Source organism: Streptacidiphilus alkalitolerans (assembly GCF_042511045.1).
Taxonomy (GTDB): domain Bacteria; phylum Actinomycetota; class Actinomycetes; order Streptomycetales; family Streptomycetaceae; genus Streptacidiphilus; species Streptacidiphilus alkalitolerans.
On sequence record NZ_JBHEZX010000004.1, the window covers coordinates 545,150 to 571,829 of the forward strand.

Here is a 26,680-nt window from a genome sequence, read left to right on the forward strand (position 1 = left end):
GGGCGTTTCCGCCCGGTCCCGGTGGACCTTCCTGTTCCGCGTCCGCGGGTCAGCGGGCCCCGGCGCCGCGCTCCTCCCGGATCGACTGCACCACCTGCGCGGCCGTCTCCCGCACCGCGGCCAGCTCGGTCAGGAAGTGCCAGTAGTCCGGGTGGCGGCCGGTCAGCGCGGTGGCCGCGCTGTCCAACCGGACCACCGCCGCGTCCAGCGGGGCGGCATGCCGGGGGTCGGGGGCGCTGCGTCCGGCCATCGCCAGCCGCTGCGCGTCCCGCAGCGCGAACCGGGCCTTCTCGATCTCCGCCTCCGGGGCGCGCTGGGCCTCGTTGAGGGCGTGCAGCCGCTCGTTCACGACGGTCACCGAGCCGTCCGCGGTGTTCAGCAGGTCGCGGACGGCCGAGAGGATGCCGATCGCGTCCGCCCAGCGCTGCTCGTCCCGGGCCTTGGACGCCTCGGCGAGGCGGTTCTGCGCGTTGCGCACCGCCGTCGCGGTCTGCTCAGGCACGTGCTGCAGATCCTGCCAGCAGGCGGAGCTGAAGCGGCGGCGCAGCTCGCTCAGCACCGGGGCGATGTTCCCCGACTTGGTCTCCAGCGCCTGGGTGCGGGTCCGCAGCGAACTCAGCCGCTGGTCGATGTCCCGCGCCTGCTCCGGCAGCCGCGCGGCCTCGGCCCGGATCGCCTCGGCGGTGCGCTGCGCCTCGGCGGCGGTCCGCAGGATCGTCTGCACCCCGTGCTTACCGGCCCCCTCGCCAAGCAGCGTCAGCTGCGGGCCGAGCGAGGCCAGCCGGCGGGACAGGTCGTCCGTGCCGAGCCGGGCGGCCCGGGCCGCGTCCAGGGCGTTGCTGGCCGCCAGCCAGGACTGCTTGGCCCGCTCCACCGCCGGGGTGACCTGCGCCAGCTGCGCCTCGGCGGCGACCACCAGCGGTTCCAGGAAGCCGTTGAAGCGCTCCAGTTCCGCCTTCACCGCGAGCAACTGCTGCTTGGACTGGTCCAACTGCTGCCGGGCCCGGGCCGCGGCGCCGCTGTCGAGGTCCTCGGCGTCCAGGTCATGGGCGTCCAGGGCGGAGATATAGGCGGCGCTGACCTCGTCGATCCGGTTGCCGAGCGCGGTGAAGTCCGCGATGGCGCGGCGTGCGCCGGGGGAGTCGTCCGCGGCGGCCACCGCCTGCACCGAGATCCGCACGTCCCGCTGCACGGTGTCCAGCTCGTAGAACGCCTGCGCCGCGGCGTCCTTCGCGGCCTGTGCGTCCGCGCGCACAGCCTCGCCGCGCCGCCACCGCGCTGATCCGCCCGCCACGTCTTCTCCCGCTCGCACCGATCGCCCACCAGGCCGCCCCGGCCCGCGGGCCCCATCCTCGCACCCGCCCCCGCCGCGCCGCACCAGGCCCGGCACCGAACCCTCCGGCTAGCAGGTATTGTTTCCCTGACTCGGGCGCATAGCTCAGCGGTAGAGCGCCGCCCTTACAAGGCGGATGTCGGCGGTTCGAAACCGTCTGCGCCCACAGCCAGTGACCAGCCGACGAGCCCCGGACCCCAAAGGTCCGGGGCTCGTTTTGGCTCCATCTGGAGGCGATCTGGAGGCGATCTGGAGATCAACTCTTCAGCGCCCATTGAGCGGCATCGAGGTGCTGGCTGAGGGCGAGATCACCGGGGCGTTGAGTTGAAGCGGGTGCCGCAGTGGGGACGGCGGTCTGACCTGATCGGATGTGCTTGGGGGTGATGTAACCGGCCCGGGGTGACAACGGTGTCCCTGGACCTGGGATGCTGGGGGTATGTCACTTTCGCCCGAGCCGCGACCCGATCTCCAGCGTGCTGTCGACCGCGCGAACGCGGCGATACGTCAGTTCTGGCTGGGCCTGGCCGGGGGACACCCGCTGACCAGGGGTGAATGGGAGTACCACGACGCGCTGGTCGCGGAGTGGAACGCGGCGATGGTCGCGCGGGAGGACGCCGGGCACGAGGGGGAGGACGGGTCCGCCACGCGGGTGGCCTGAGGGCGGTAGTGGCGCGGGGTCGGAGCCGTCAGATGATCCGGGACTGGGACTGGTCGCCGTCGATCACGAGGGCCTGGCCGTCGCGCAGGGTGCGGTGTGGGGTGCCGGTGGTGCGGTAGTGCTCGGCGGCGGCGCCGCAGGCGTCCGTCTCGGGGTGGCCGGGGGAGTCGACGTGCGGGACGAAGACGTGGTCCAGGACGCCCAGCCCGTCCCAGAGCGGTTGGTCGCCCCAGGTCTCGGTGACGGCCTGAGGGGGGTCGACGAGCTCCAGGCCGCGCAGGGTCGGTGCGAGGACGCAGGGGCCGGCGCTGTATCCGGCGTAGACGAGTGCGTCGCGGCGTAGCAGGTCGACCAGCGCGGTGTCGGCCCCGCTGCGGGCGAGCGCGTAGCGCAGCATGAACGCGTTCCCGCCCCGGACCCATACTGCGGGGAAATCGTGCAGGGCAGCGCGGACGGCGTCCTTGGGCTGGTCGAAGAACGTGCGCAGGTCGAGCTCGACGGGGTGGAAGCCCAGCGCGGTGAGCGCGGTGGTCTCGCGCTGCACCCCGGCCTGCCGGACGTCGGCGGGGGCGGAGTCCATCGCATTGGCGATCACGGCGATCCGGCCCGGGCCGGCCTCGCCGAGCAGGGCGACCAACTGGTCCGGGCGGTCGCCGAGGCGGAAGGACGACAGGTAGAGGCGCATCCGGCGACCCTAGCGGTGCCGATGGCGAGTCGGCGTCCGGTCAGGGGCGGAGCTGGTGGCCGGTGACGGCCCGGGCGTGGGAGCGCAGGGCGGCGATGACCTCGGTGCGGGTGCGGCGGCCGGCGAGGACTTCCATCTGGTAGCCGTCCTCCATGGCGACGAAGTTGGCGGCGAGCAGCCGTGGCGGGTCCTGCAGGGTGAAGTGGCCCTGGGCCTGACCGAGCACCAGGATGCTTGCGTAGACCGCGATCTGACGTTCCGTCAACGCACTGTCGAGGGCCGCGGCCTTGGCGTCGCGCAGGCAGCGCGGCCAGTACTCGAAGAGCAGCCGGGTGAGGGCGTCGTCGGGGCCGCTGGCGACGCCGTTGTCGATGCAGGCGCCGAGCTTGTCCCGGGCGTCGGCGAACTGGTCGGCGGCCTGCTCGCGCTCCTGGCTGTAGCGCTCGATGGCCTGCTGGTAGGTCTGGTAGACCAGCGCGTCCAGGTCGCCGTAGTAGAGCACCGCGGCGGGGGTGACCCCGGCCTCGTCGGCGATGTCGCGCAGCCGCAGGCCCTCCAGGCCGCGCACGAGCAGCGCCCGCTGCACGGCCGCGCTCAGCTCGGCCCTCCGGGCCTCCTTGCCGCCGCCCTTCTTTGCTGCCATGTCGCCCTTCCCGATCCGACGCCCCGATCCGAATTCTCCATCGGGGTTTAACAATACAGGCCCTGCTCTTGACGGGTTGGACCGGGACCTCTTAAATCTCCGTTTAACAACCGGTCCCCATGTCAGGAGCCCTCGTGACGACAAACCCGACCGACGCCGAGCCGAGAACCCTGCCTCCTCCCGCCGCTGCCGGCAAGGGTCTGCGCGGCGGCTCGGTGGGCCTGCTCGCGGCTGTCGCCATGGGCCTGTCCTCGGTCGCCCCGGCGTACAGCATCGCCGTCACCCTCGGTCTGGTGACCCTGGTCGTCGGGCATCTGGCCCCGGCCGCGCTGCTGCTCGGCTTCGTGCCGATCCTGCTCACGGCCTTCGCCTTCCGCGAGCTCAACCGGGAGATGCCCGACTGCGGCACCAACTTCGTGTGGATCACCCGCGCCTTCGGGCCGATGAACGGGTGGCTGGTCGGAGGGTGGGTGACCACCGTCGCCACGCTGATCGCCATGGCGGCCCTGGCCCAGGTCGGCGCCGCCTACCTGCTGGCGTTCCTCGGCCTGCACTCCCTCGCCGGCAATACCACCGCCGTGACCGCGCTGGCCGTGCTGCTGCTGGCCGCCGTCACCGCCGTCGCCTACCGGGGCCTGGAGATCGCCGCCTCCGTCCAGTACGTGCTGCTGGCGCTGCAGATGGTCGCTCTGCTGGGCTTCGGGGTGGCCGCCTTCGCCCGGCACGGCGCCGCCGCGCCCAGCCTGTCCTGGCTGAACCCGCTCGGCTTCGGCGGCTTCGGGCCCTTCGCCGAGGCGGTGCTGCTGTGCCTGTTCATCTACTGGGGCTGGGACGCCCTGGTCACCGTCAACGAGGAGACCCGCGACAGCGGCCGGGTCCCCGGCCAGGCGGTGATCATCTCCACCGTCGTGCTGCTGGGCACCTACCTGTTCACCGCCTTCGCCGCCATCAGCTTCGCCGGCACCGGCGGCACCGGCGTCGGCCTGGGCAACCCGGCCAACTCCGGGGACATCCTGGCCAGCCTCGCCCCGCCGGTCCTCGGCACCGCGCTGGCCAAGGTGCTGCAGCTCGCGGTCTGCATCTCGGCCGTGTCCGCGCTGCTCACCAGCGTGGTCAGCAGCTGCCGCGGCAACCTCTCGATGGCCGCCCACGGCGCCCTGCCGCAGGCGTTCGCCCGGATCCACCCCCGCAACCGGACCCCCAGCTTCGGGACCGTGTTCTTCGGCGCCGCCGCGGCCGTCCTGCTCGTGATCCTCTCCGTGGTGTCCGGGGCGTTCCTCGGCGACGCCATCCTCTCCACCGGCCTGCTGATCGCCTGCTACTACGGCATGACCGCCCTGGCCTGCGTCTGGTATTTCCGCAAGCAGCTCCGCAACTCCCCGCGCGACCTGCTGCTCAAGGGCATCCTCCCGCTGCTTGGCGGCCTGATGATGCTGGCGGCCTTCGTCCGCAGCGCCCACGACATGTACAGCCCCGACTACGGCTACACCTCCTTCCACGGCATCGGCGGGGTCTTCCTGCTCGGCGTGGGCTCCATCGCCGTGGGTGTGCCGGTGATGCTGATCGTCCGCACCCGCTTCCGCCGCTTCTTCCGCGAGGGCCGCACGTCCGTCGTGGAACTCACCATCACCGAGGACTGAACACCACCCATGCGTACCCTTGCCGTCGCCGCCATCCAGACCGCTCCCGTCCCGCTGGACCTCGAAGCCAGCTGGCAGCGCTTCGCGGACCAGGTCCGGTCCACCCGTGCGCTGTTCCCCCATGTCCAACTCGTGGTCGTCCCCGAGCTGTTGCTCGCCGCCGAGGCCCCGCTGCTGCGGCCGTGCCCGGAGGACTGGATGCAGCGGGCCGCGGTCACCGTCCCCGGCCCGCTGACCGACCGGATCTGCGCCCTGGCCGTGGAGACCGGCCTGTGGCTGGTCCCGGGCAGCGTCTTCGAACGGGCGGGGGACGGGAACATCTACAACACCGCCCTGGCCGTCTCCCCGCAGGGCGAGATCGTCGCCCGCTACCGCAAGATCTTCCCCTGGCAGCCCTACGAGGCCTGCACGCCGGGCAAGGAGTTCGTGGTCTTCGACATCCCGGACGTCGGCCGGATCGGCCTGGCCATCTGCTACGACGGCTCGTTCCCCGAGACCGCACGGCAACTCGCCTGGCTCGGCGCCGAGGTGATCATCCAGCCCACGCTGACCACCACCCGCGACCGCGAGATGGAACTGGTCTGCGCCCGCGCCAACGCCTGGACCAACCAGGTCTACGTGGTCAACGTCAATGGCGCCGACCCGTGCGGGGTCGGCGCCAGCGCCGTGGTCGACCCGGAGGGCATCGTCCGCCAGCAGGCCGGCCCGGGTGAGGAGATCCTGGTCGACGTCCTCGACCTGGACACCGTCACCCGGGTCCGCGCCTACGGCACCGCGGGCCTCAACCGCCCCTGGAGCCAACTCGCCCGCTACGGCGCGGAGATAGAACTCCCGATGTACGGCGGGGCGTTCCGGCCCCCGAGCTGGCTGAAGGACGCGTAGGTCGGCACCGTACTTGCCTGACCCGGGGTCAGCGTTCGTAGACGCCGATCAGGCGGCCCCGGGCCAGGACGGGGGCGTCGAGGGCGGCAAGCAGCGCGCGGGGACGGGCCCGAGCGGCCTCGGCATCCACCACGCCCCCGAGGGCGAACAGTTGGAAGGTGTAGTGGTGCGGGCCGTGGCCCTTGATCGGCCCGGGGCCCTGGTACCCGCGCCCGATGGTGGAGCGGCAGATCCGCACTCCGGCGGCGGGCTGCTTGGCGGCGAGGGCGCCGGGGTCCAACTGCTCGACCGTCGAGTCGATCAGCGCCAGGCAGTGCACGGCGGGCTTGCTGGTGGGCACGTCGGTGTCCTCGACGACCAGCAGCAGTTGCGCGGTGCCGGCCGGCGGCGGGCTCCAGGCCAGCTGCGGGGACTGGTTGGTGCCGCCGACCATCCTGCCGCAGTGCTCCAGCGGAATCGTTCCCCGTTCGACGAACTGACGGCTCGTCACGCTCAATAGCTCGGGGCCCTGCAACTGCGGCTGGTTCCAGGCCACATGGACCTCGCCCGCCCTGCGGTTGCGCAGGAGTGTGCCCAGGAGGGTCATCGGGTCTCCTCGACCATGTCGGTGATCTCGGCGGTGATCTCGGCGGTGGTGGCGGTTTCGCCGGTCTTGGGGAAGATCCGCTCGATGCTGTTGCGGTGGGCCTCGGCGTCGGGGTCGCTCATGGCGTCGGTCGCCAGGACGACGTGGTAGCCGTAGTCGTAGGCAGCGCGAGCGGTCGACTCGACGCCGCTGCTGGTCGAGATCCCGGCGAGCACGACCTGAGTGACGCCCAAGTCCCGCAGCAGGGTGTCGAGTCCGGTGTCGTGGAACGCGTTGCGCCGCCGCTTGGTGATCAGGTGGTCGGTCGGCTGCACGTCCAACTCGTCCACGAGGTCGGCCCAGCCGGGCGGAAACGCGGCACCGGCCGCGCTGCCGCGGCTACCGGACCGGCCGGCGTCGGTGCGTCCGGACGGCCGTCCGGTGACGTTGACCAGGACCACCGGCAGGCCCCGGCGGCGGAAGGCGGTGGCCAGTTCCGCCGCCCGCTGCACGACCGGGGTGACCGGAATGTCCGCGCAGGGCGGGACGACGCCCTTCTGCAGGTCGATCACGATCAGTGCGGACGTGGGGTCGATCGATGTCAATGGCATGGTGCTGGTGCTCTTTCTCTGGTCGGGGAGGGACGGTGCGTGTCAGTCGCTGCTCGGCGACGTGGCCGGTGACGCCGCCGGGGCCGGGCTCGCGTCCGGGCTCGGCTCTGCCGCGGCGGCGGTGTTGGTGCCGCGCAGCATGGAGGCGATGGCTGCCAGCAGCGCCAGGACGGCGCCGAAGGCGAAGACGACGACCAGGCCGGAGTGGAACGGTCCGGAGATCAGGTTCGGGAAGAACTCCCGTCCGGTCAGCGCCTGTTGCTGCGCTGCCGTCAGGTGGGACAGGACGCCGCTGGGCTGGAGCAGGTGCTGGATCGGGTTGACGCCCAGTTGCGCGGCGAACAGGGACGAGACCGGGGGCAGCCCGCCGACCTGGGCGGCGACGTGGGCCGGCACGCCCTGCTGCGTCAGTCCGCTGGTGAGGGTGTGCGGGAGGCTGCTGGCCAGCCCGGCGATCATGAGTGAGAAGAACACACCGATGGAGACGGCGGTGCCGGAGTTCTGGAAGGTGGCCCGCATACCGGAGGCGACGCCGCGCAGCCTGGCCGGCACACTGCCCATGATCGAGGAGGAGTTGGGCGAGGCGAACATCCCGCTGGCGATCCCGTTGAGCGCTATCAGCACCGCGAAGACCCAGTAGCTGAAGTCGATCGGCAGCAGCATCAGGCCCAGGAAGCTGGCGCCGAACAGCAGCGCGCCGCCGGTGGCCAGGCCCCGGGAGCCGATCCGGTCGGACAGGTAGCCCGAGACCGGCCCGGCGGCGAGGAATCCCGCGGTCAGCGGCAGCATGAAGATGCCGGCCCACAGCGGCGTGTCGCTGTAGTCGTAGCCGTGCAGCGGCAGCCAGATGCCCTGCAGCCAGATGATCAGCACGAACTGCATCCCGCCCCGGCCGATCGAGATGGCCAGGCCGGCCAGGTTGCCGAAGGTGAAGGCCCGCAGGCGGAACAGACTGAGCTGGATCATCGGCGCGGTGACCCGGTTCTCGATGGCCACGAAGGCCGCCAGCAGCGCCAGACCACCGCCGACCAGGCCCAGGACCAGCGGGTTGGTCCAGCCCATGGTGTGTCCGCCGTAGGGCTGCAGGCCGAAGGTGACCGCGATCAGGACCGCGCTCAGCCCCACCGCGAAGGTGATGTTGCCCCACCAGTCGATCCGGCCGCCGCCGCGCTCACCGCTCTCCCGCAGGGTGCGGTAGGCCCACACCGTGAAGAAGACGCCGACCGGCACGTTCACCCAGAACACCGCGCGCCAGTCCCAGGCCGACAGCAGGCCACCGGCCACCAGGCCGATGAACATCCCGCCCAGCCCGGCTACCTGGTTGATGCCCAGCGCGAAGCCGCGCTGCTCCTTGGGGAACGCGTCGGTCAGGATCGCGGCGGAGTTCGCCATCAGCATCGATCCGCCGACGGCCTGCAGCACCCGCCAGCCGATCAGCCACATGGCTCCGTGGCCGCCGTCGAAGGGATCGAAGGACAGCAGGATCGAGGCGAAGGTGAAGACCGCGAACCCGGAGTTGTAGATGCGCACCCGGCCGAACATGTCGCCGAGCCGCCCCACGGTCACCACCAGGACGGCCTGCACCAGCCGGTAGCCCATGATCATCCACAGCAGGTAGGCGATATTGCCCGGGGCCAGCGGGTCCAGGTGCACGCCTCGGAAGATCGCCGGCAGCGCGATCAGCACGATGGAGCCGTCCAGTGCGGACATGAAGACGGCGGCGGTGGTGTTGGTCAGCGCCATCCACTTGTAGCGGTCACCGGCCGGGCGCTTTGCGGCGTGCGTCACCGCGGGAACAGTCATCGGGGTCACTTCCTTGGTTTCCGTGCACGTCAGTCAGACGTTCTGGGCCAGCCGCTCCAGCAGCGGTGCGGCTGCTGCGAGTTGCTCCAGTTCCGCCGGGGTGAATGTTCCGGAGAGGGCGCGCGAGAGCAGTTCGGCCCGGGCGTTGCGCTTGTCGCGCAGCTCCTGCCGTCCGGCATCGGTCACGGTCAGGATCACTCGCCTGCCGTCCTCGGGGTCCGGGCGCCGTTCGACCAGGCCGCGTGCCTGCAGCGCGCCGAGGGTGGCCCCCATCGCCTGCGCGGTGATCTGCGCCTGCCGGGCCAGCTCGGAGGACGTGGCGGGGCCCTCGCGGTCCAGCCGCGACAGCGCCTGCCGTTCGGGCATGGTGAGCCCGCCCTCGACGGGCACCTGACGGACCCTTCGCACCAGCAGGCTGACGCTCGCCAGCAGGGCTGCCGCGATCCCGTCGGTGTCCACCGCGTCGCCGCCGTCCAGCGTGTTGCTCTCGTCGCTCATATACTAAGGCTAGCTTATCAATCTGCCTTAGTAAATATCCATGCCCTGCGGTGGGCGCGGCCGACTGCCACGATGGACGGATGGGCAAGCGGATGGGCAGTACGGGCAACGGACCAGCAGTGCGTCGACTCGACCTGGGCTACTTCGTCCGGCCGGCGTCGGAGACCGACGGCTCGCAGCCGCGGGTGGAGCCCGTGCTCGCCTACCTGGTCCGGCGCGACGACGGACTGATCCTCTTCGACACCGGCATCGGCGCCGTCGACTCCGAGACCGAGGCCCACTACCGCCCCCGGCGCCGGGCGCTGCAGGGCGCGCTGCGCGACGCGGGAGTCACCCTCGCCGATGTCTCCCTGGTGGTGAACTGCCACCTCCACTTCGACCACTGCGGAGGAAATCCGCTGCTGGGCGGCACGCCGATCCTGGTGCAGGCGGTGGAACTGGCCACGGCCCGCCGGGGCGACTACACCATGGACGCGCTGGTGGACTTCCCCGGTGCGATCTACGAGGAGATCGCGGGGGAGTGCGAGATCCGCCCGGGGGTCTGGATCGTCCCCACCCCCGGGCACACCGACGGGCACCAGTCGCTGGTGGTCAGGCAGACGGACGGCACCGTGGTCCTCGCCGGTCAGGCACACGACTTCGCGTCCCAGTTCGGCTCGGACCAACTGGCCCGGCGTGCGGCCCGCGAAGGGCTGGAGCCGCCGCTTCCTCCCTATCGGCCCTGGCTGGAGCGGCTCAGCGAGTTCGACCCGCGACGGGTGCTCTTCGCCCACGACTGCTCGGTCTGGGAGCCGTCCGAGCGGTTGGGTTGAGCCCGTCCTGTCCGCCGACCTGTCCGCCGAGGCTCGGGTCGGGTCATCCGGCCCGGCCCGCGCCCTTCAGTGCGGCCCGGACGGACCAGGCGTTCCGCTCCAGGGTGGTGCGGACCCGGGTGTCGTCCCAGCCGGTGATGTCGGAGACGATGCGCAGGGCACGGAGGCGCAGTTTCGCATTGGAGCCGGTCACATCCAGCATGTGGTTCTCGATCACCCGACCGTCGACCACCATCGCGGCGGTGGTGATGCGGTTGAGGGCGAGCTTCTGCGCGGTTCCGGCCTTCAACCTGGTTGACCCGGTGAGGACTTCGGGGCCGGTGTCCAGCAGCACCCCGTAGCCGCCGTCGGTGAGCAGCGGCGTGCCGGGGTTGTTGGCGATCCCGCAGGTCCAACTCCCCAGCTGAGTAGCAGCTTTGATGCCAGATCGGACGAACGGCGTGGTCCCGCTGGCGGCGAGGCCGATCACCACGTCGGCCGGGCCGATGCCCTGTGCGGCGAGGGCAGTTGGCGCCGCCTCGGTGTCGTCCTCGGTGTTGGTGATGACAGCGGGTCCCATGGCCGCCGAGCCTGCGGCGAGGACGTGGAAGATCTCCGGAGCCAGCCCGAAGGTCGGCGGCAGCTCGGCGACCTCCTGCAGCGCGAGCCGCCCGCTGGTCCCGGCGCCCAGCAGGACGACCCGTCCACCGGCCTGCACGCAGTCGGCGACCCGCTGGGCGACGGTGGCCAGCTGGCCGGCGGCCTCGCCCACCGCGTCGAGGGCCCGCTGCTCCTCACGGTTCATCAGCTCGACCACGCCGAGGGCGTCGAGCGTGTCGAGGTGGTAGCTGGCGGCGTTGCGTTGCTCCGTGGGCGGCAGCGGCCCGGTGCGACTGATCGCCGGATGTACGTTGTGGTTGCCTGTCATGACGCTCCTCATGAACATGAATGGAGACTCCCGGTGACGACCACCACCGCATCGTCCGACGAAACCGTAGACGCCGATCGGTTCGCGGCCGTGCTGCGACAGGCCGTGGCCGACGGGTTGCTCGGCGCGGACCAGCCGGTGGCGGGCTTCATCGACGTCGACGGCGTGCGCGCCACGGTGGCCGAGCTGCAGGCGGCCTTCGTCCCGGCGCCCCCGGCACTGCCGGGGCCCACAGCGCCCCCGCCGGTGCTGCACACGTTCGCGGCCAAGGCCGCCTCGCTGATCCCGGTGCTGTCGCTGCTGGCCGACCTCGGTCTGGGCTGCGAGGTGGCCAGTCCCGGTGAACTGGAGATCGCGCTGCGGGCCGGGTTCGCGCCCGCGACGATCGTGCTGGACTCCCCGGCCAAGACGCGCCGGGAGATCCAGCAGGCGCTGGCCCTCGGCGTGGCGCTCAACGCGGACAGTTTCGCCGAACTCGACCGGATCGACGCACTGCGCCCCCAGGACTGCTCGTCCGTCATCGGCCTGCGGGTCAATCCCCAGGTGGGGGCCGGTTCCATCGGGGCCATGAGCACCGCCACCGCGACCTCGAAGTTCGGGGTGGCGCTGGGTGATCCCGGTGGACGTGCCGAGGTCGTGCGGGCCTTCGAGCAGCGACCCTGGCTCACCCGGCTGCACGCCCATGTCGGTTCGCAGGGCTGCCCGTTGGAACTCATCACGGCAGGCATCGCGGAGACCCACCGCCTCGCCGAGGAGGTCAACCACGCCGTGGGGCGGCAGCAGATCACCAGCCTGGACACCGGGGGTGGCCTGCCGGTCAACTTCGACGGTCCCGAGCCGCGTCCCACCTTCGCGGCCTATGCCGCCGCGCTGCGGGCGGCGGTACCCACCCTGCTCGACGGGCGCTACCAGCTGGTCACCGAGTTCGGACGTTCACTGCTGGCCAAGAACGGCTTCATCGGCGCGCTGGTCGAGTACACCAAGGACGCCGGGGGCCGACGGATCGCGATCACCCACGCCGGGGCCCAACTCGCCACCCGGACAGTGCTGATGCCGGACGCGTGGCCGCTGCGGGTCGGTGCCTACGACGGCCGGGGCCGGCCGAAGGCCACTGCGGCGATGGTGCAGGACATCGCGGGGCCGTGCTGCTTCGCGGGCGATGTGGTCGCCCACGCCCGGGAGTTGCCCGAGTTGCAGGAGGGCGACATCGTGGTGCTGCATGACACTGGCGCCTACTACTTCTCCACGCACTGGGCCTACAACAGCCTGCCCCGCCCGGCCGTCCATGGCTTCAGCACGGACGACCGGGGGCGGGTGCAGTTCGCGCCGGTGCGCGAGGCCCAGTCACTGCAGCAGATCTCGCTGGAGAGCGGGCTCGCCCACGCCGACGCGCTGCTCGGCCTGGGTCTCGACGCGCGGTGACCCGACCGCCCTCAGGGCCGCCCGAGCCCCGTCATCCACGGGCCCCGGCGGGTCAGCAGGTCGGCGATCGCCGCGTGCAGATCGAGGCGGGCCCGGCGCAGGCGGGGCCGTTCCCGGCCGGAGTGGACGGCGTTGCTGAGCACCGCCGCCCACCAGCCGGAGACCGGGTCGGCGGCGATGGACACCCCGGTGAATCCGGTGTGGCTGACCGTGGTTCTCGGCCAGGACGGACCGATGTGGTCCCAGCTCTCGTCGCCGGCACAGACCCAGCCCAGCGCGCGGGCGGACGAGGAGTCCGGCATGGGCTGTCGGGTGACGGCCTCCTGCGCCAGATCGGCGGGCAGCAGGGTGGGTGCCGGCTGCGCCCAGGCGGCGGCGGTAGCGGCGGCGTCGCCCAGGTCGGTGAACAGGCCCGCGTGGCCGGCCACGCCGCCCATGGCCCGGGCGTTCTCGTCGTGGACCCGGCCCTCGACGGCAACGCCGTCCTTGACCTCGGTGGCGGCGATGTTCCCGGCTGTGGGGAGGAAGCTGGTGACGCGCAGGCCCAGGGGAGCACTGACCTGGGCGGCGAAAAGGGCCGGCAGTTCCTCGCCGGTGGCCCGGCGCAGGATCTCGCCGAGCATGATGTAGCCGAGGTCGGAGTACGCGAAGACCGTCCCCGGCGGCGCTGCGGGCGGCTCGCGCAGCACGGCGTCGAGCACGGCGGTGTAGCCGTCCAGCTGCCGCCAGTATTCCTGATGGGTGATCAATCCTGCGGTGTGGGTGAGGAGATGACGGATGGTCATCTCATCCCGATAGGGATTGGCCAGCTCCGGCAGCCATCGGCTGACCGGCGCGTTGATGTCGATCACGCCTGCGGCGTGCAGCCGCAGCACGATCGGCAGGGTGGACATGACCTTGGTGAGGGACGCGGCGTCGTAGCGGGTGTGCTCGTCGACGCGCCGTGGGGGTCCGCCCTGTCGACAGGCGTCGCCGGTCCAGGAGCGGAAGGCTTCCCGCTCCCGGACTCCGCAGGCGACCGAGACGCCCGGCATGGTTCCCTGCTCCGACAGGCTGCGCATCAGCTGCCGGAGGCGGTCTCCCGCGGAACCGGAGGAGCCGGGGGAACCGGGTGAGCCTGCGGCCCGGGTGTCCGTCATTTGCTGAACCGCTCCATCGCGGCGTTCAGTGCCTCGCCGAAGGCGGGGCTGCCCCGGTGGCCCGAGTCGTCGATGGTGACCAGTTCGGCGTCCGGCCAGGCGCGGGCGAATTCCCAGGCGGTACTGAGCGGGCAGCTCAGGTCCTGGCGGCCGTGCACGATCACGCCGGGGATGCCGGCCAACCGCTCGGCGCCGCGCAGCAGTTCGCCGTCCTCCCACCAGCCCGCGTGGGAGGCGTAGTGGGCGCAGATCCGGACGAACGCCTGCAGCGCCTCCGTGGAGCGGTTGCGGTAGGGGCTGGGCCTGCCGTTGGGCTCCAGCGACACGACCACGTCCTCCCAGGTGGACCAGTCGACGGCGGCTTGGGCCCGCACCTCAGGGTCGGGGTGCTCCATCAGCTCCGCGTAGGCGGCGACCAGGTCCCCGCCGCCGCTGCCCTCGGGGACGCCGTTGCGGAACTGCTCCCACTCGCCGGGGAAGATCCGGGCGACGCCCCCTCGGTAGAGCCAGTCGACCTCGGCCCGGCTCATCGTCCAGAAGGCTGGCAGCACCAGCGCCGAGACCCGCTCGGGATGATGCTCGGCGTAGGCGATCGACAGGCCCGAGCCCCAGGACCCGCCGAAGATCAGCCACTTCTCGACGCCGAGGTGCTCGCGCAGCTGCTCCATGTCGCGCAGCAGGTGCTGGCTGGTGTTGAGGCTCATGTTGGTGGCCGGGTCGCTGGCGTTCGGGGTGCTCCGGCCGCAGCCCCGCTGGTCGAACAGGATGATCCAGAAGCGTTCCGGGTCGAACGACTTGGGAGTGCCGGTCGGGCTCCCCGCGCCGGGACCGCCGTGGACGATCAGCACCGGTTTGGCGGCCGGATTGCCGCGGACCTCCCAGTAGACGAGGTTGCCGTCGCCGGTGTCGAGCATTCCGTGGTCGTACGGCTCGGTCGAGGAAAACACGGCACTCATCCGGCGGGCTCCTTCGGTATCTGTGGACGCGGCAGGGGCGGGACGCCAACGTGGACATGGCGGAAGACATGAACGGGGCACTATAGCCAGCTTGCCAGTCGGCCTGCCGGGCATTTTTTACCGGCCGGGCTACTCGGGGAGCAGCAGGACGGCGGCGAGCAGGGTGGCCGTGCCGCAGGCCGCGGCGAGGGTCAGCTGCTCGCCGAGCAGGCCGACGGCGAGGAGCAGGGCCGCCACCGGCTCCAGCATCATCACCACCGAGACCGCCGTCGCCCGCACCACGCTGAGCGCGGCGAAGAAGAGCGCGTAGGCGAGGGCGGTCGGCACCGCACCGAGGTAGCCGAGCAGGGCCGCGGCTGCCAGCAGGTGGTGCGGGGCGGGGAGGAGCGGTCCGGTGGCGGCGGCGACCGGCAGCAGGCAGACCGCGCCGACGGTGAATCCGGCCAGGGCGCGGTCGTACGGGTCCCCGGCCCGGCCGCTGCGGGCCTGGGCCTGGCCGATCAGGTTGATCGCGGCCGATCCGGCGGCGGAGCCGAGGGCGCAGAGCAGGCCCCACAGCGGTTCGGGGCCGCTCGCGGACGGCCCGCTGCCGAAGGCGAGCAGGGCCAGGCCGGTGAGCGCGAGCACGATCGTCCCGCCGCCGCGGCGGCCGAGGCGCTCGCCGAACAGGACGCGGGCGCCCAAGGCGGTGAGGACGGGTGCGGCGCCGAGGGTCGCGGTGGTGCCGAGGGCGAGCCCGGCCAGGTCGACCGAGGCGAGGTAGCAGGTCTGGAACGTCGCCATCAGCAGGCCGGTGCCGAGCGTCAGCAGCAGGCGGCGGCCGGAGCGTCTGCCCTGGTCGGACCGGTCACGGGTGGTGCGGGCGGCGGTCCGGTGGACGAGCGGCCTGGCGCCGAGCAGCAGCAGCGCGCCGAGGGCGAAGCGCCAGCAGGACACGGTGATCGGCCCGAGGTCGCTGATCCGGTGCAGCACCGCGGCGGCGGCCCCGGCGGTGCCCCAGGAGACGGCGGCGAGGCCGATGGTGAGCAGCGCGCGGCGGCGCTGAACGGGCGAGTGGGACGGCGAGAGGTGGGGCGAGTGGGACGGCGCCTCGGAGGGCGAGTCCGCGGTGCCGCGCGGACGGGCCGGCCGGGAGGCGGGCAGGGGGGAACGTACGGGCAGGGAGGGCATGGCTGGGCTCCGGTGGGTGGTCGCTGGTCCGCGGGGTGGCGAGATGCGGGCAGCGGTCACCTCTCCGACGGCTCGTCAGAGAGCGGTCGGAGCGGGAGTCCTGAGGTCGGTGCCGCCCGCTAGCGGGCGGGAGGCGGCAGGACGGCGAGCGAGTACGGGGCCATGGCAGCAGCCTACCCGGACGGGACGACCTACCCGGACGGGACGACCTGGCTTCGCCATGTCCTTGTCATCAGAAATTTACCGCTGGGCATCTACCCGCATAGACCCATGGCCGCGAGGCTTGGCGCGCACTCCAGTCCGTACTCCAGTTCGCACTGCTCCCTCGCCACAGGAAGGCCCCCGCATGCCCGGATCCGTTTTCCGCCATTCCATATCCGCCCTCTCCGCCGCGCTCGCCGCGGTCCTGCTCGCCGCAGGACTGCTGGTCGGTGTCGGCGCCGGCACCGCGAACGCGGCTCTGCCCACCCCCATCGCGGCCTCCACGGCCCGTACGTACCTCTCCAGCCTGACCGTCGCCGCCGAGACGCACGCCAGCACCTACGACCGCGACCTCTTCCCGACCTGGATCACCATCAGCGGGACCTGCGACACCCGCGAGTACGTCATCAAGCGGGACGGCAGCAATGTGGTCACCAACGCGGCCTGCACCGCCACGTCGGGCAGTTGGACCAGCCCCTACGACAACGTGGTGACCACCAACCCGTCCACGTTCGACATCGACCACCTGGTCCCGCTGTCGGAGGCGTGGGACTCCGGCGCCTGGGCCTGGACCACCGCGCAGCGGCAGGCGTTCGCCAATGACACCACCCGCCCGCAACTCCTCGCGGTGTCGGCGAGTTCGAACCGCTCCAAGGGCGACGACGACCCGGCCGAGTGGCTGCCGCAGGCCTCCTACCAGTGCGTCTACGTCCGGGCCTGGGTCCAGGTCAAGCACTACTACGGGCTGTCCGTCGACAGCACGGAGAAGGCGGTGCTCAGCTCCATCCTCAACGGCTGCTGACGCGGTATCAGCGGTCTGTGCGGCAGCAGCGGAGTGGGGGGCCGCCCGGGGCCGGCGGGCCCCCCACCCGGGGGTGGCGCGGTCAGCGGTGGCTGTCGTAGGGCTGGGTGAGCACTTCCATGCCGTGGCCGGACGGGTCGAGGAAGTAGACGCCCCGGCCGCCGTGGTTGTGGTTGATCCGGCCGGGCTGCTGCCGGAACGGGTCGGCGTAGTAGGTGATCCCCGCCTGCTCGATCCGCTCGAAGATCGCGTCGAACTCCGCCTCGGTGACCAGGAAGGCGTAGTGCTGGGCGGCGATGGTCTCCTGTCCGCCGGTGGCGAAGTCCAGGGTCACCCCGTTGCCGGTGGCGACCGGGATGAACGGGCCCCATTCTGCCCCGACGGTGAGGCCCAGCAGGCCCGCCAGGAATTCCGCGGAAGCCCGGTTGTCCCGGGCGAAGACGATGGTGTGGTTCAGCTCGACTGACACGGTGGAATGCCTCCAACGGGCATCTCACGGCCACCTCCATGCCTCACCCGGACGGTGACCGACACGCGATGCCGTGCCCCGATCCTAGGGTCTGTCCGGAACCTGGTCCGCGCTGATCGGGCGCAGCGCTGCCAACTGCTGGGCGAAGGGCACGAAGTCCTCGACGGGGGAGCGGCGGGCGGGGACGCCGTCGATCAGGGCGGCGAGTTCGGCGGCGGCGCGGGTGATGCGGGTCGGGAGGCTGTCGGAGTGGGCGGCGGCCCCGTTGCCCCAGTCCTCGGCGGCGGCGTAGACACCCGTGGGCACGACGACCGCGCGGAGGTACGAGAACAGCGGGCGCAGGGCGTGGTCGAGGACCAGCGAGTGGCGTGCGGTGCCGCCGGTGGCGGCGATCAGGACCGGCTTGCCGACCAGCGCGGTGTTGTCGATCACGTCGATGAAGGACTTGAAGAGCCCGCTGTAGGAAGCGCTGAACACGGGCGTGACGGCGATGACCGCGTCCGCGTCGGTCACCGTGGCGACGGCCTCGCGCAGCGCGGCGCCGGGGAAGCCGGTGACCAGGTTGTCGGCGATGGCGTGAGCCAGCTCGCGCAGCTCGACGACCTGGATCTCGACCGTGCGCCCGCGTCCGGTTCCGTTCGCGCCGCCGCCGTCCAGGCTCTGCCGTACGGCCTCGGCGAGGCGGTCGGCGAGCAGCCGGGTGGACGACGGCCGGCTCAGGCCGGCGGATATGACGGCGACGCGGACGGGCGCGGTGCTCACGGTCGGTTTTCCTTCTCTCGAACGGGAGTTGGGCGGGCGGGGGAACGGGTGGTGGTCAGACAGCGGCAGGCGCGGCTGCGACTGCGGCGGCCACGCGGGCGGCGTGGGTGGGGGCGTCCGGGACACCGGCCGGGCGGCCGATGGCGAACTCCTTGCGCAGCACCGGGACGACCTCCTCGCCGAGGATGTCCAGCTGCTCCAGCACGGTCTTCAGCGGCAGCCCGGCGTGGTCCATCAGGAACAACTGGCGCTGGTAGTCGCCGAAGTGGTCACGGAAGGCCAGGGTCCGTTCGATCACCTGCTCCGGACTGCCCACGGTCAGCGGGGTCTGGGCCATGAAGTCCTCCAGCGAGGGGCCGTGCCCGTAGACGGGGGCGTTGTCGAAGTAGGGGCGGAACTCGCGGATCGCGTCCTGGGAGTTCTTCCGCATGAAGACCTGGCCGCCGAGCCCGACGATCGCCTGCTCGGGGGTGCCGTGCCCGTAGTGGGCGTAGCGGCTGCGGTAGAGGCTGATCAGCTGCTGGTAGTGCTCCTTGGGCCAGAAGATGTTGTTGGCGAAGAACCCGTCGCCGTAGTACGCGGCCTGCTCGGCGATCTCGGGGCTGCGGATCGAGCCGTGCCAGACGAACGGCGGCACGTCGTCCAGCGGGCGCGGGGTGGAGGTGAAGCTCTGCAGCGGGGTGCGGAAGCGGCCCTGCCAGTCGACCACGTCCTTGGTCCACAGCTCGCGGAGCAGGGCGTAGTTCTCCACCGCGAGGGCGATGCCGTCGCGGATGTCCTTGCCGAACCACGGGTACACCGGCCCGGTGTTGCCGCGTCCCATCACCAGGTCGACCCGGCCGTCCGCCAGGTGCTGAAGCATGGCGTAGTCCTCGGCGATCTTCACCGGGTCGTTGGTGGTGATCAGCGTGGTCGAGGTGGAGAGGACGAGGTGCTCGGTGCGGGCCGCGATGTGGCCCAGCATGGTGGTCGGCGAGGACGGGACGAACGGCGGGTTGTGGTGCTCGCCGGTGGCGAAGACGTCAAGGCCGACCTCCTCGGCCTTGAGCGCGATGGCGACCATGGCCTTGATCCGCTCGTGCTCGCTCGGCTTGGTGTTGCTGGTCGGGTCGACCGTGACGTCGCCCACCGAGAAGATCCCGAACTGCATCATGGTGTCTGGCCTGCCTTCGTCCGAGTAGTTGAAGCTTTAACTACTCGCCCAACGAACGTCAGGCCTGATCCATTCCCACGGCGGTGGGCGCGTCGGCGGATGCGGCGGTGGGCGTGGCGGTGGGCGCGGCGGTGGGCGCGGCGGCGGGCGTGAGGGTGGCCGGGATCCGCGACCGGCCGAAGCCGGTGTGGTGGAACAGCAGGTTCAGTCCGAACGCGGTGAGGGTGGCGCTGGTGATAGCGCTGCCCGCGATGGTCTGGAACCACTGCGGCATCCCCTGGTAGATCGACGGGGCCACCACCGGCAGCATGCCGACGCCCAGCGACACCGCGACGATCAGCAGGTTGTCGGTGCCCTCGAAGCGGACGGTGCGCAGGGTGTTGATGCCGACCGCGGTGACGGTCGCGAACATCACCAGCCCGGCCGCGCCGACCACCGGACCCGGCAGCGAGGCGACGATCTCGCCGAGCTTGGGGATCAGACCCAGCAGCACCAGCAGTCCGCCGGCCACGGCGGTGACATAGCGGCTGCGGATCCGGGTCATTCCGACCAGGCCGACGTTCTGGGCGAAGGCGGTGTCCATGAAGGCGTTCATCGCGCCGCCGAGGATGCCGGAGAGGCCGTCGGCGGCGAGGCCCCGGGCCAGGTCGCCGGTGCTGAGCGGACGGCCGGTCATCTCGCCGACCGCCAGCATGTCGGCCGTCGACTCGGTGAAGATCACCAGCATCACCACGCACATCGAGATCACCGCGGCGGCTGGGAAGGCCGGCGCGCCGAAGTGGAACAGACCGGGGAGTCCGAACCAGCGGGCGCCGCCGACCGAGGAGAAGTCGGTGAGCCCCATCGGGACCGCCACCAGGGTGCCGGCCGCCAGCCCCAGCAGGACGGCGAGCTGGGTGACGATGCCGCGGCCGAAGCGGTTGACGCCGAGGATGAAGAGGATGATCCCGGCGGCGAGCGCGAGGTGCGAGGGTGCGCCGTAGCCCTTGGCGGTGCTGTCGTTCCCGGCGATCAGCCCGGCCGCGACGCCGATCAGCGACAGGCCGATCACGGTGATCACCGATCCGCTGACCAGGGGCGGGAAGAAACGCACGGCCCGGGCGAAGGGCGCGGCGACGATCAGCCCGAAGACCCCGGCGAGGATCATCGACCCGTACACGGCGGCCATCCCGTACTGTCCGGCGATCAGGATCATCGGGGTGACGGCGGTGAAGGTCGCCCCGGCGACGATGGGCAGCCGCACGCCCAGCACCTTGCCGACGCCGAGCGCCTGGATCAGCGTGATCAGCCCGGCCACCACCAGATCGGCGTTGATCAGCAGCCCGACGGTGGACACGCCGAGGTGCGCCGCCGCTCCGAAGACCAGCGGGACGGTGACGCATCCGGTGTACATCACCAGCACGTGCTGCAGTCCGAGCAGCGCGAGCCGGGTCGGCGGCAGGAGTTGGTCGACGGGGTGGCGCTCCGGTTCCGATTCCGGTTCCGGCGCGGGCTGCGGAACGGTTTCTGCGTCCATGAGCGGCTCCCGAGGTGTCACCGCCGCGTGGGGGAGCGGCGTGCTGCGTCAACTTTCTGTTGAAAGTGTTACGTCGTCATGTCCCTGGCAATGCAGGTCGGTTGCAGGGCAAGCCGGTTGCAGGTGGACGGTACCCGGGGCGACGCGCCCACCCTCTGCGGGTGACCGCTGATCCGTCCGCGTGAACTTCGCCGCGGCCTGCGGAGCGGTGTCGGGAGCGGGCCGCCGACCTGTCGTTTCATCGGATCGGTGTCGTTTCCCGTGCCCGCCCTCGGCAGCGTCTGTCCTGGGCCCTCCCCGAGCCCCTGACGAGGAAAGCCTGTGCCCCGTCGTACCCTGGCCCGCGCGGTGGCCCGCGCCACGCCCGCGAAGGCCGTCGCACTGCTCGGTGTGGCCGCCGCGACTGCCACCATGCTGGCGGTCACGGCGGCCAGCGGCGCCGTCACCGGCACCGCGCCGCTCGACCCGCCGCTCGGCGCCTGTACGGGCGGGGCGTGCCCCAACCCGTTCCCGCCCATCAGCAACGGCAACTTCGCGGGCCGGGACGCCACCATCAACGTCTTCGCCGGCGGCAACATCAACGTCACCGGAAGCGTCGCCGAGGCCGAGGGCAAGATCGTGGCCCTCGGCAACATGACCGTGAACAAGTCCGGCGGCGGCGTCTACAACGTCGGGGTGGTCGGCGCCGGCTCGCGCGTCCCCCCGCCGGACGGCGACGACTTCCTCACCGTCGGCGGCGACCTCACCGTCAGCGCGGGCAGCCGGATGGAGGTCGGCGGGTCCGACGCGACCACAACGGCCTGGGGCAACGTCCGCCACGGCGGGACGAGCAGCGGCACGGTCAACTTCGCCGCTCCCGGGCAACTCATCCAGGACCCCGACGCTGCGGCGCCGTACCGGTCCGTGCGGACGACCATCGAGGAACGGTCCAGCTGCGCCGCCGAGGCCGCCGCCACCGGGACCGTGACCACCGAGTTCGGCACCGCCACCTTCGCCGGCGACGGCAGCAGTCTGCTCCAGGTCTTCAACGTGCCGGGCGACCTGGTGGGGACGGGTGGTGGCATGGTCGCGCTGTCGTTCACCGGCATCCCGGCCGGCGCGACCGTGCTCGTCAATATGCTCGGCTCCAATCCCGTGATCAACGTCAACAGCGTGTTCTTCTCGGGCGGCGATCCGCTCGTCGACCTGGGCGCACGACTGATGTGGAACTTCCCCACCGCGAGCACGGGGAGGATCACGGGCTCCGCGCAGTTCGCTGGGTCGATCCTGGCCGGCGACCCGGCGAGCACGATCAGCGTCAGCGTGCCGGGCGTCAACGGCCGGGTCTACGCGGCCGGCAACCTGAACCACGAGGGCGCCGGCGGCAACGAGTTGCACGCCTACCCCTTCAACGGCGAACTGCCGGTCTGCTCAACATCCACGCCGACGCCAACCCCCACGCCGACGGCCACCACAACCACGCCGACGCCCACGGCGACCACAACCACGCCGACGCCGACGCCCACCACCGAGTCTCCAACGCCCACACCCACCACCGCGACGCCCACGCCGACGTCAACCACCTCGTCCGCGACGCCGAGCGAAAGCGCCTCCTCCACCCCGGCTTCTGCCTCCGCCTCGCCCAGCGCCAGCGCCAGCGCCAGCGCCAACGGCAACGGCCACCTGCCGGATACCGGCTCCCCGGCCTGGCTCCTCGGCAGCATCGCCGCGATCCTCATCGCGCTCGGCGCGCTCCTGTTCACCGCAGTCAGCCGACAGACCAAGCGCAGGCACTGAGCAGGCAGTGGCGCTGCGAGTACCGCCGCGCCCTGATGACGTCCCCGCCCAGCCCGTTAACCACAGGCTGGGCGGGAGTTCAAAGCCGCTGCCGGAGTTCGCGATCTCGGTTGCGATGACGCATTGCTCTCGCCGCAGCCTGGACGTCGCACCCGGCGCAGCGGAGGACGGTGCCGCCCCAACCGGTGTCACCGTGGACCTCGGCGACGACGCGGGCCCCGACTGTCCACCGGTCGCAGCTGCCGCAATAGCCGGTCTTCGTCGTCCCGGGGGGCGGCAGGATGTCATAGATCATTCGGCAGCCCCTGCGAGAGCGGCCATCGCGGCCGGCCCTGGATCCATGGACTGGATGTGCTGCTCGTAGCAGGCATCGTGGGCCAGGGCAACGCGCCGGGTGTCGCGGACGCCGGGCTCGACGCCGACCAAGGGGCCTGTGGCCGGCTTCTTGCAGTAGTCGCAGATCCTCGGCGGCAGGGTCGTGTGGCGCCTGCACGAAGCTGTCATGACTGACCGTCAGAGTGCTCGGCGCAGTTGACGACGGACCACGACATGACACCGCCCCTGCCGTCTCGCGTATCGACGTGCCCGGCCGACGTCAGTGGCGGGGCTGTGCTTCCGCATACGATGCATGCCTCTCCGCGCAGGCGCACAATGCTCGTCGTATCAACGGGGAGTTCATGAACCGTCGGTAGCATGCCATGGCCGCCTTCCCTCACGGGCTCGGATACGACCATGCTCCCTGCCTGCAGGGGTACCTGGGGGTACACCTTGTACTCCCGTGGCTAGACAGCCCCCGCCCATTCCGCGTACCCCAACAGTGCCTTCTGGTTTGATCGCTGCGACCGAACCAGGGACCGCAGGACGTCCCGAACCTGTGGGTGTTCATGGCAGTGTTGCGGGGCGATCCGTCGGGCGACCTTCAGGGACTCGAACGCATCGGCGGACCGGTTTTGCCACAGCTGGGCTCGGGCGACATCGATGTAGTAATGCGAACGGCGCTCAGCCGGTAGATCTGTCGGTGGCTTCCACTCACGCGCTGCCGCCAGTGCGGTAGGTCCGTCGCCGAGTTCCACAGCCACCGCGACTTCGTGCACGCGGAAGGACGCGGGGCCGAACGCGGTGCCCGCATAGACGCCCTCCCGCAGTCCGTCGGCAAGAGGCCGCGCCTGCGCCAGGTGCATGTGCGCGGACGCCTTGTCCTTCATCCGCCCTGCGACGACTGCGGCCCGCATGTGCAGGGCGCCGATGGCGGCCTGGGCAGGGCAGTCGTCCGGGGCGGGCGCGCGATCGATCGACGTTTCGAGCATCCGCAGCCCGGTGACGAGGTTGGCTTCCACGCGAGAGGCGAAAAAGATCTCCATCCGGACGTAGGAGGTGACGGCATCGAGGACCGGATCCTCGGAGTTGGTTGCGGCCCAGCGCATCAGCTCGATCAGGCGCGCGGACAGATCCAGGTAGCCGTGCTTGTAGGCCACCGCATCGGCGGACCGGTACGCGGACACCAGGAGCCGGGAGACGGCGAGGTGGTCAGGACCGGTGCATACGTCCAGTGCACGGGTGAGTTCGGCGAGCCGGTCGGGAAGTCCGCGGGCGAGTTGGGTGTAGCGGGCCGCGAGCCGCCACGCCTCCAGTTCTGTGACTGAGTCCTGCAGGCTTCGCAGATCGCGGACGGGTCCGTCGTCGGGGAGGTCGTAGGCATCGACCGTCGCCCGAAGGGCGGGGATGGCCAGGTGAACGCGGCTGTCACTGCGCTCTGAGGTGCCGAGCAGCCGTGATGGGTCGACGTTGAGGGCATCTGCGATGGCGTCGAGGACGGACTCGGAGGGGTTTCGCCTGCTCTGTTCGACGGCCTTGACGGTGTCGAGGGAGATGTTGGCGAGGTCGGCGAGGTCGGACTGCTTGAGGCGGCGTGATTTGCGCGCGACGGCGATACGCGTACCCACGCCGCTGGGGTCGGCCAATGGCATGCCTGGCTCCGTTCCTGACGCACTGTCTGGAACGTTACGCACTTGCCTGGTCACTGCGTGCGGATTCGTGCATACCCAAGTCGTATCGGGTGGAGCCGAATCCGTCAGGCCCCGGCGATGAGTCCCGGCAGGTCGAGCAGGGAGTCAGCGTGCCAATCCGCCTGGGCTGCTCCGGCGCTGTCCGCCCACAGGTAGCCCCATGGGCCCCGGCGAAGATGCACGGTCCGCATCCCTGCGGCCCGGGCAGGTACGACATCGTTCGCCGGGTGGTCGCCGACGTGGACGATCTGCTCCGGGGCGCAGCCTGACCACTGGCTAAGTCGGGCGAAGAACGCCGGAGCCGGCTTCGCGACACCCCACTCACCCGAAGTCGCAACGGCATTGACGGGCAGTCCCAGGGCCCTCAGGAGTTCGGCGGCGCGGGCAGTCTGATTTCCTACCACGCCGACCCAGTACCCGGCGTTCTGAAGCGCTTGCAGGCCCTCGCGGACGTCCGGATAGAGGTCCTCCTCCTCAAGGCGCTCGCCGCGCCCGGATGCCTCGCGGACGGCGTACTCTGCGGCCACGTCCAGCCCCGGGCGGATCAGCCGGAGCGCGTCCGCATTGTCCCGCCCCTGGGCGACGACTGCCCCGACGAGGGCGGCAACGGTGTAGGCGGGGGCGTCGAGCCAGTCCGCCCAGTCCGCCCAGAACCGCCGGTCGGAGGTGATGGTCTCGCCGACATCGAACACCACAGCTCTGATCATGACCCGGGAGCATACTGCGCCGTCCAGCGCGTCCCGGATCGGGGACGAAGGTCCGGGGAATGTGTCCGGGGAATGTGTTCGACCGCGCTGCTGGGCTGCGGTGACAATGCCGTATCGGTAGGTCGGCAACAGTCATCGGGGAGTTTCGCCATGAGTAGCGGTCCGCAGCAGGTTCACGTTCAGGCGCATGCCAGTTTGGACGGCCTGGTGCTGGGTGATGCCTTCGGCGACGGCTGGTTCACGCGCTCCGACGAGGCGATCGAGGAGCTGTGGGCGGCTCGGCAGTTGCGTCCCGCGCCGTGGTTGTGGACGGACGACTCCGCCATGGCCCTGGTGCTGTTCGCCCATCTGACGGCCCACGGGGAGGTCCGTCCGGACGGGCTGGCGTCGGAGTTCGCCGCTGAGTACGCCCGTGACCAGGGGCGCAAGTACGGGCCTTCGATGCACGGCGTGCTGCGGCGGATCGGTGCGGGCGAGGACTGGCGGACCGTCACCACGGGACAGTTCGGCGGGCAGGGTTCCTACGGCAACGGCGCGGCGATGCGGGTCGCCCCGCTGGGGGCCTGGTTCTGGGACGACCTGTCGGTCGCCGCCGAGCAGGCCCGGCTGTCCGCGCTGACCACCCACGCCCACCCGGAGGCGGTCGCGGGCGCCGTGGCCGTGGCGGTCGCCGCCGCCCTGGCAGCGGCCTCGGCGGGCGGGCGGGACGCCGCGCCGCGCGCGGAGTTCCTGTGCGAGGTGGCCGCGTTCGTGCCGGACAGCGACGTCCGGGCCCGGCTGCTGGTGGCGGCGGGCTTCCCGGAGCGCACCTCGGTGCGGCACGCGGCGTCCGTACTGGGTTCGGGGACGCTGATCTCGGCGCCGGACACGGTGCCGTTCGCCCTCTGGTCCGCCGCCGGGCACCTGGACGACCTGCCCGAGGCGCTGTGGCAGACCGTCGCCGGCTGGGGCGACCGGGACACGACCTGCGCGATGGCGGGCGGTGTCGTCGCGGCCCGTACTGGCACGGGCGCGGTCCCGGCCGCGTGGTGGCGGGCCTGCGAGGAGATTCCGGCGTGGAGCGGGTGGGGTGGCAGGGCGGGTGGAGCGGCGGGGGAGGGCTGAGCGGCGGGGGCGGGTGGAGTGGCGGGGGAGGGCTGAGCGGCGGTCCCGCTCAGGACTTGGATCCGCAGTCGCCCTGGTCCTTGGGCAGGCACTCCTCGGCCCAGCGGCCCAGCTCGACCAGGGCCGGCCGCAGGGCGGCGCCGGTCTCGGTGAGGTCGTAGCTGACCCGCAGCGGCGGCCCGGGCTCGACCTCGCGGACGACCATGTCGGCGGCCACCAGTTCGGTGAGCCGCTCGGAGAGCATGCGTTCGCTGATGCCGGGGACCACGCGGCGGAAGTCCGCGAAGCGGATCGGGCCGCTCATCAGCGCGGTGACGATCAGGCCGGTCCAGCGCTTGCCGAGCAGCCCGAAGGCGCGGGCGAAGGCACTGCCGGTGCCCGTGCACATGGCCCCGTGCTCCTCGGCCTCCAGCGGCCCCGGTTCCGTCCCCATGGGAGCAGCGTACCCGCATTCCCGTAG

The 26,680-nt window shown here is 71.5% G+C and carries 26 protein-coding genes and 1 tRNA gene; 9 read left to right on the forward strand and 18 right to left on the reverse strand.

Annotated elements, in window-relative coordinates:
- Positions 1–49: 49 nt before the first annotated feature.
- Positions 50–1,312: a hypothetical protein gene (locus tag ACEZDG_RS11920; RefSeq protein WP_380506754.1), complete on the reverse strand. Its 1,263-nt coding sequence runs from the start codon at positions 1,310–1,312 to the stop codon at positions 50–52.
- A 115-nt stretch (positions 1,313–1,427) separates the two neighbouring features.
- Here ACEZDG_RS11920 and ACEZDG_RS11925 point away from each other — a divergent pair.
- Both ACEZDG_RS11925 and ACEZDG_RS11930 read left to right on the forward strand, forming a co-directional pair.
- Positions 1,428–1,499 (forward strand) — tRNA-Val (locus ACEZDG_RS11925).
- Between the two features lie 270 nt (positions 1,500–1,769).
- Positions 1,770–1,991: a hypothetical protein gene (locus ACEZDG_RS11930; protein ID WP_380506757.1), complete on the forward strand. Its 222-nt coding sequence runs from the start codon at positions 1,770–1,772 to the stop codon at positions 1,989–1,991.
- Positions 1,992–2,019: 28 nt separating this feature from the next.
- Here ACEZDG_RS11930 and ACEZDG_RS11935 read toward each other — a convergent pair whose 3' ends face one another.
- Together ACEZDG_RS11935 and ACEZDG_RS11940 are read right to left on the reverse strand one after the other, a co-directional pair.
- The gene (locus tag ACEZDG_RS11935) at positions 2,020–2,676 is read right to left on the reverse strand and encodes a Type 1 glutamine amidotransferase-like domain-containing protein (RefSeq protein WP_380506760.1); all 657 of its coding nucleotides are present in this window, start codon (positions 2,674–2,676) and stop codon (positions 2,020–2,022) included.
- A gap of 40 nt (positions 2,677–2,716) precedes the next feature.
- Complete coding sequence (locus tag ACEZDG_RS11940; RefSeq protein ID WP_380506763.1) at positions 2,717–3,319, reverse strand: TetR/AcrR family transcriptional regulator; 603 nt, start codon at positions 3,317–3,319, stop codon at positions 2,717–2,719.
- A gap of 134 nt (positions 3,320–3,453) precedes the next feature.
- On the opposite strand from ACEZDG_RS11940, the gene ACEZDG_RS11945 reads away from it, so the two are divergent.
- Both ACEZDG_RS11945 and ACEZDG_RS11950 read left to right on the forward strand, forming a co-directional pair.
- Positions 3,454–4,959: an APC family permease gene (locus tag ACEZDG_RS11945; RefSeq protein ID WP_380506766.1), complete on the forward strand. Its 1,506-nt coding sequence runs from the start codon at positions 3,454–3,456 to the stop codon at positions 4,957–4,959.
- 9 nt (positions 4,960–4,968) lie between these two features.
- Positions 4,969–5,841, forward strand: a complete 873-nt coding sequence (locus ACEZDG_RS11950) for a carbon-nitrogen hydrolase family protein (RefSeq protein ID WP_380506768.1) — start codon at positions 4,969–4,971, stop codon at positions 5,839–5,841.
- Positions 5,842–5,869: 28 nt separating this feature from the next.
- Here ACEZDG_RS11950 and ACEZDG_RS11955 read toward each other — a convergent pair whose 3' ends face one another.
- Genes ACEZDG_RS11955 through ACEZDG_RS11970 form a run of 4 tightly spaced genes read right to left on the reverse strand, consistent with a single transcriptional unit; the run spans position 5,870 to position 9,318 of the window.
- A complete protein-coding gene (locus tag ACEZDG_RS11955) occupies positions 5,870–6,427 on the reverse strand; it encodes a YbhB/YbcL family Raf kinase inhibitor-like protein (protein ID WP_380506770.1) in 558 nt (185 codons plus the stop codon).
- On the reverse strand, positions 6,424–7,017 hold the full coding sequence (locus tag ACEZDG_RS11960) for an isochorismatase family protein (protein WP_380506773.1): 594 nt from the start codon (positions 7,015–7,017) through the stop codon (positions 6,424–6,426). The genes ACEZDG_RS11955 and ACEZDG_RS11960 overlap by 4 nt, the downstream gene beginning before the upstream one ends.
- A 42-nt stretch (positions 7,018–7,059) precedes the next feature.
- Positions 7,060–8,820: an MFS transporter gene (locus ACEZDG_RS11965; RefSeq protein WP_380506776.1), complete on the reverse strand. Its 1,761-nt coding sequence runs from the start codon at positions 8,818–8,820 to the stop codon at positions 7,060–7,062.
- Positions 8,821–8,853: 33 nt separating this feature from the next.
- Positions 8,854–9,318, reverse strand: a complete 465-nt coding sequence (locus ACEZDG_RS11970) for a MarR family winged helix-turn-helix transcriptional regulator (RefSeq protein ID WP_380506779.1) — start codon at positions 9,316–9,318, stop codon at positions 8,854–8,856.
- 80 nt (positions 9,319–9,398) lie between these two features.
- Between ACEZDG_RS11970 and ACEZDG_RS11975 the strand changes: the two genes are divergently transcribed.
- A complete protein-coding gene (locus tag ACEZDG_RS11975; protein WP_380506781.1) occupies positions 9,399–10,130 on the forward strand; it encodes an N-acyl homoserine lactonase family protein in 732 nt (243 codons plus the stop codon).
- A gap of 43 nt (positions 10,131–10,173) precedes the next feature.
- Here ACEZDG_RS11975 and ACEZDG_RS11980 read toward each other — a convergent pair whose 3' ends face one another.
- Positions 10,174–11,037: an N-acetylmuramic acid 6-phosphate etherase gene (locus tag ACEZDG_RS11980; protein WP_380506784.1), complete on the reverse strand. Its 864-nt coding sequence runs from the start codon at positions 11,035–11,037 to the stop codon at positions 10,174–10,176.
- A gap of 33 nt (positions 11,038–11,070) precedes the next feature.
- Between ACEZDG_RS11980 and ACEZDG_RS11985 the strand changes: the two genes are divergently transcribed.
- Positions 11,071–12,459, forward strand: coding sequence for a diaminopimelate decarboxylase (locus ACEZDG_RS11985; RefSeq protein WP_380506787.1), 1,389 nt, complete (start codon positions 11,071–11,073; stop codon positions 12,457–12,459).
- An 11-nt stretch (positions 12,460–12,470) separates the two neighbouring features.
- Here ACEZDG_RS11985 and ACEZDG_RS11990 read toward each other — a convergent pair whose 3' ends face one another.
- The 3 genes from ACEZDG_RS11990 to ACEZDG_RS12000 all read right to left on the reverse strand — a co-directional run bounded on the left by ACEZDG_RS11990 (position 12,471) and on the right by ACEZDG_RS12000 (position 15,724).
- Entirely contained in the window at positions 12,471–13,598 is a 1,128-nt protein-coding gene (locus ACEZDG_RS11990) for a serine hydrolase domain-containing protein (RefSeq protein WP_380506790.1), read from the reverse strand.
- On the reverse strand, positions 13,595–14,554 hold the full coding sequence (gene pip, locus ACEZDG_RS11995) for a prolyl aminopeptidase (protein WP_380506792.1): 960 nt from the start codon (positions 14,552–14,554) through the stop codon (positions 13,595–13,597). The genes ACEZDG_RS11990 and pip overlap by 4 nt, the downstream gene beginning before the upstream one ends.
- A 129-nt stretch (positions 14,555–14,683) precedes the next feature.
- Positions 14,684–15,724, reverse strand: coding sequence for an EamA family transporter (locus ACEZDG_RS12000; protein ID WP_380506795.1), 1,041 nt, complete (start codon positions 15,722–15,724; stop codon positions 14,684–14,686).
- Between the two features lie 346 nt (positions 15,725–16,070).
- Here ACEZDG_RS12000 and ACEZDG_RS12005 point away from each other — a divergent pair, with 346 nt between their 5' ends.
- Complete coding sequence (locus ACEZDG_RS12005) at positions 16,071–16,727, forward strand: HNH endonuclease family protein (RefSeq protein WP_380506798.1); 657 nt, start codon at positions 16,071–16,073, stop codon at positions 16,725–16,727.
- Positions 16,728–16,809: 82 nt separating this feature from the next.
- Here the strand turns inward: ACEZDG_RS12005 and ACEZDG_RS12010 are convergent, their stop codons facing one another.
- The 4 genes from ACEZDG_RS12010 to ACEZDG_RS12025 form a co-directional block, all read right to left on the reverse strand.
- The gene (locus ACEZDG_RS12010) at positions 16,810–17,196 is read right to left on the reverse strand and encodes a VOC family protein (RefSeq protein ID WP_380506800.1); all 387 of its coding nucleotides are present in this window, start codon (positions 17,194–17,196) and stop codon (positions 16,810–16,812) included.
- Between the two features lie 84 nt (positions 17,197–17,280).
- Positions 17,281–17,958, reverse strand: coding sequence for an FMN reductase (locus tag ACEZDG_RS12015; RefSeq protein ID WP_380506803.1), 678 nt, complete (start codon positions 17,956–17,958; stop codon positions 17,281–17,283).
- Positions 17,959–18,013: 55 nt separating this feature from the next.
- Positions 18,014–19,108 carry an LLM class flavin-dependent oxidoreductase gene (locus tag ACEZDG_RS12020; protein ID WP_380506939.1) on the reverse strand — a complete coding sequence of 365 codons (1,095 nt, stop codon included), beginning with the start codon at positions 19,106–19,108 and terminating at the stop codon, positions 18,014–18,016.
- A 61-nt stretch (positions 19,109–19,169) separates the two neighbouring features.
- Complete coding sequence (locus ACEZDG_RS12025; protein ID WP_380506806.1) at positions 19,170–20,627, reverse strand: nucleobase:cation symporter-2 family protein; 1,458 nt, start codon at positions 20,625–20,627, stop codon at positions 19,170–19,172.
- Positions 20,628–20,948: 321 nt separating this feature from the next.
- Between ACEZDG_RS12025 and ACEZDG_RS12030 the strand changes: the two genes are divergently transcribed.
- Complete coding sequence (locus ACEZDG_RS12030) at positions 20,949–22,403, forward strand: choice-of-anchor A family protein (RefSeq protein ID WP_380506809.1); 1,455 nt, start codon at positions 20,949–20,951, stop codon at positions 22,401–22,403.
- A gap of 782 nt (positions 22,404–23,185) precedes the next feature.
- Here the strand turns inward: ACEZDG_RS12030 and ACEZDG_RS12035 are convergent.
- Both ACEZDG_RS12035 and ACEZDG_RS12040 read right to left on the reverse strand, forming a co-directional pair.
- Positions 23,186–24,370, reverse strand: coding sequence for a helix-turn-helix domain-containing protein (locus ACEZDG_RS12035; protein WP_380506812.1), 1,185 nt, complete (start codon positions 24,368–24,370; stop codon positions 23,186–23,188).
- Positions 24,371–24,474: 104 nt separating this feature from the next.
- Positions 24,475–25,116 (reverse strand): HAD family hydrolase, encoded by a 642-nt coding sequence (locus ACEZDG_RS12040; protein ID WP_380506815.1) that lies wholly within the window; start codon positions 25,114–25,116, stop codon positions 24,475–24,477.
- Between the two features lie 150 nt (positions 25,117–25,266).
- Between ACEZDG_RS12040 and ACEZDG_RS12045 the strand changes: the two genes are divergently transcribed.
- Positions 25,267–26,220, forward strand: a complete 954-nt coding sequence (locus ACEZDG_RS12045) for an ADP-ribosylglycohydrolase family protein (protein WP_380506818.1) — start codon at positions 25,267–25,269, stop codon at positions 26,218–26,220.
- A gap of 49 nt (positions 26,221–26,269) precedes the next feature.
- Here ACEZDG_RS12045 and ACEZDG_RS12050 read toward each other — a convergent pair whose 3' ends face one another.
- Positions 26,270–26,653, reverse strand: a complete 384-nt coding sequence (locus ACEZDG_RS12050; RefSeq protein ID WP_380506821.1) for a winged helix-turn-helix transcriptional regulator — start codon at positions 26,651–26,653, stop codon at positions 26,270–26,272.
- Positions 26,654–26,680: the final 27 nt, after the last annotated feature.

Coding starts and splice junctions, on each gene's coding strand:
- ACEZDG_RS12005 (WP_380506798.1), top strand. CDS start 16,071: ATGCCCGGATCCGTTTTCCGCCATTCCATATCCGCCCTCTCCGCCGCG.
- ACEZDG_RS11935 (WP_380506760.1), bottom strand. CDS start 2,676: ATGCGCCTCTACCTGTCGTCCTTCCGCCTCGGCGACCGCCCGGACCAG.
- ACEZDG_RS11990 (WP_380506790.1), bottom strand. CDS start 13,598: ATGACGGACACCCGGGCCGCAGGCTCACCCGGTTCCCCCGGCTCCTCC.
- ACEZDG_RS11930 (WP_380506757.1), top strand. CDS start 1,770: ATGTCACTTTCGCCCGAGCCGCGACCCGATCTCCAGCGTGCTGTCGAC.
- ACEZDG_RS12020 (WP_380506939.1), bottom strand. CDS start 19,108: ATGCAGTTCGGGATCTTCTCGGTGGGCGACGTCACGGTCGACCCGACC.
- ACEZDG_RS11975 (WP_380506781.1), top strand. CDS start 9,399: ATGGGCAAGCGGATGGGCAGTACGGGCAACGGACCAGCAGTGCGTCGA.
- ACEZDG_RS12045 (WP_380506818.1), top strand. CDS start 25,267: ATGAGTAGCGGTCCGCAGCAGGTTCACGTTCAGGCGCATGCCAGTTTG.
- ACEZDG_RS11940 (WP_380506763.1), bottom strand. CDS start 3,319: ATGGCAGCAAAGAAGGGCGGCGGCAAGGAGGCCCGGAGGGCCGAGCTG.
- ACEZDG_RS11955 (WP_380506770.1), bottom strand. CDS start 6,427: ATGACCCTCCTGGGCACACTCCTGCGCAACCGCAGGGCGGGCGAGGTC.
- ACEZDG_RS11960 (WP_380506773.1), bottom strand. CDS start 7,017: ATGCCATTGACATCGATCGACCCCACGTCCGCACTGATCGTGATCGAC.
- ACEZDG_RS11950 (WP_380506768.1), top strand. CDS start 4,969: ATGCGTACCCTTGCCGTCGCCGCCATCCAGACCGCTCCCGTCCCGCTG.
- ACEZDG_RS11965 (WP_380506776.1), bottom strand. CDS start 8,820: ATGACTGTTCCCGCGGTGACGCACGCCGCAAAGCGCCCGGCCGGTGAC.
- ACEZDG_RS12040 (WP_380506815.1), bottom strand. CDS start 25,116: ATGATCAGAGCTGTGGTGTTCGATGTCGGCGAGACCATCACCTCCGAC.
- ACEZDG_RS12000 (WP_380506795.1), bottom strand. CDS start 15,724: ATGCCCTCCCTGCCCGTACGTTCCCCCCTGCCCGCCTCCCGGCCGGCC.
- ACEZDG_RS11970 (WP_380506779.1), bottom strand. CDS start 9,318: ATGAGCGACGAGAGCAACACGCTGGACGGCGGCGACGCGGTGGACACC.
- ACEZDG_RS12025 (WP_380506806.1), bottom strand. CDS start 20,627: ATGGACGCAGAAACCGTTCCGCAGCCCGCGCCGGAACCGGAATCGGAA.
- ACEZDG_RS12050 (WP_380506821.1), bottom strand. CDS start 26,653: ATGGGGACGGAACCGGGGCCGCTGGAGGCCGAGGAGCACGGGGCCATG.
- ACEZDG_RS12035 (WP_380506812.1), bottom strand. CDS start 24,370: ATGCCATTGGCCGACCCCAGCGGCGTGGGTACGCGTATCGCCGTCGCG.
- pip (WP_380506792.1), bottom strand. CDS start 14,554: ATGAGTGCCGTGTTTTCCTCGACCGAGCCGTACGACCACGGAATGCTC.
- ACEZDG_RS11980 (WP_380506784.1), bottom strand. CDS start 11,037: ATGACAGGCAACCACAACGTACATCCGGCGATCAGTCGCACCGGGCCG.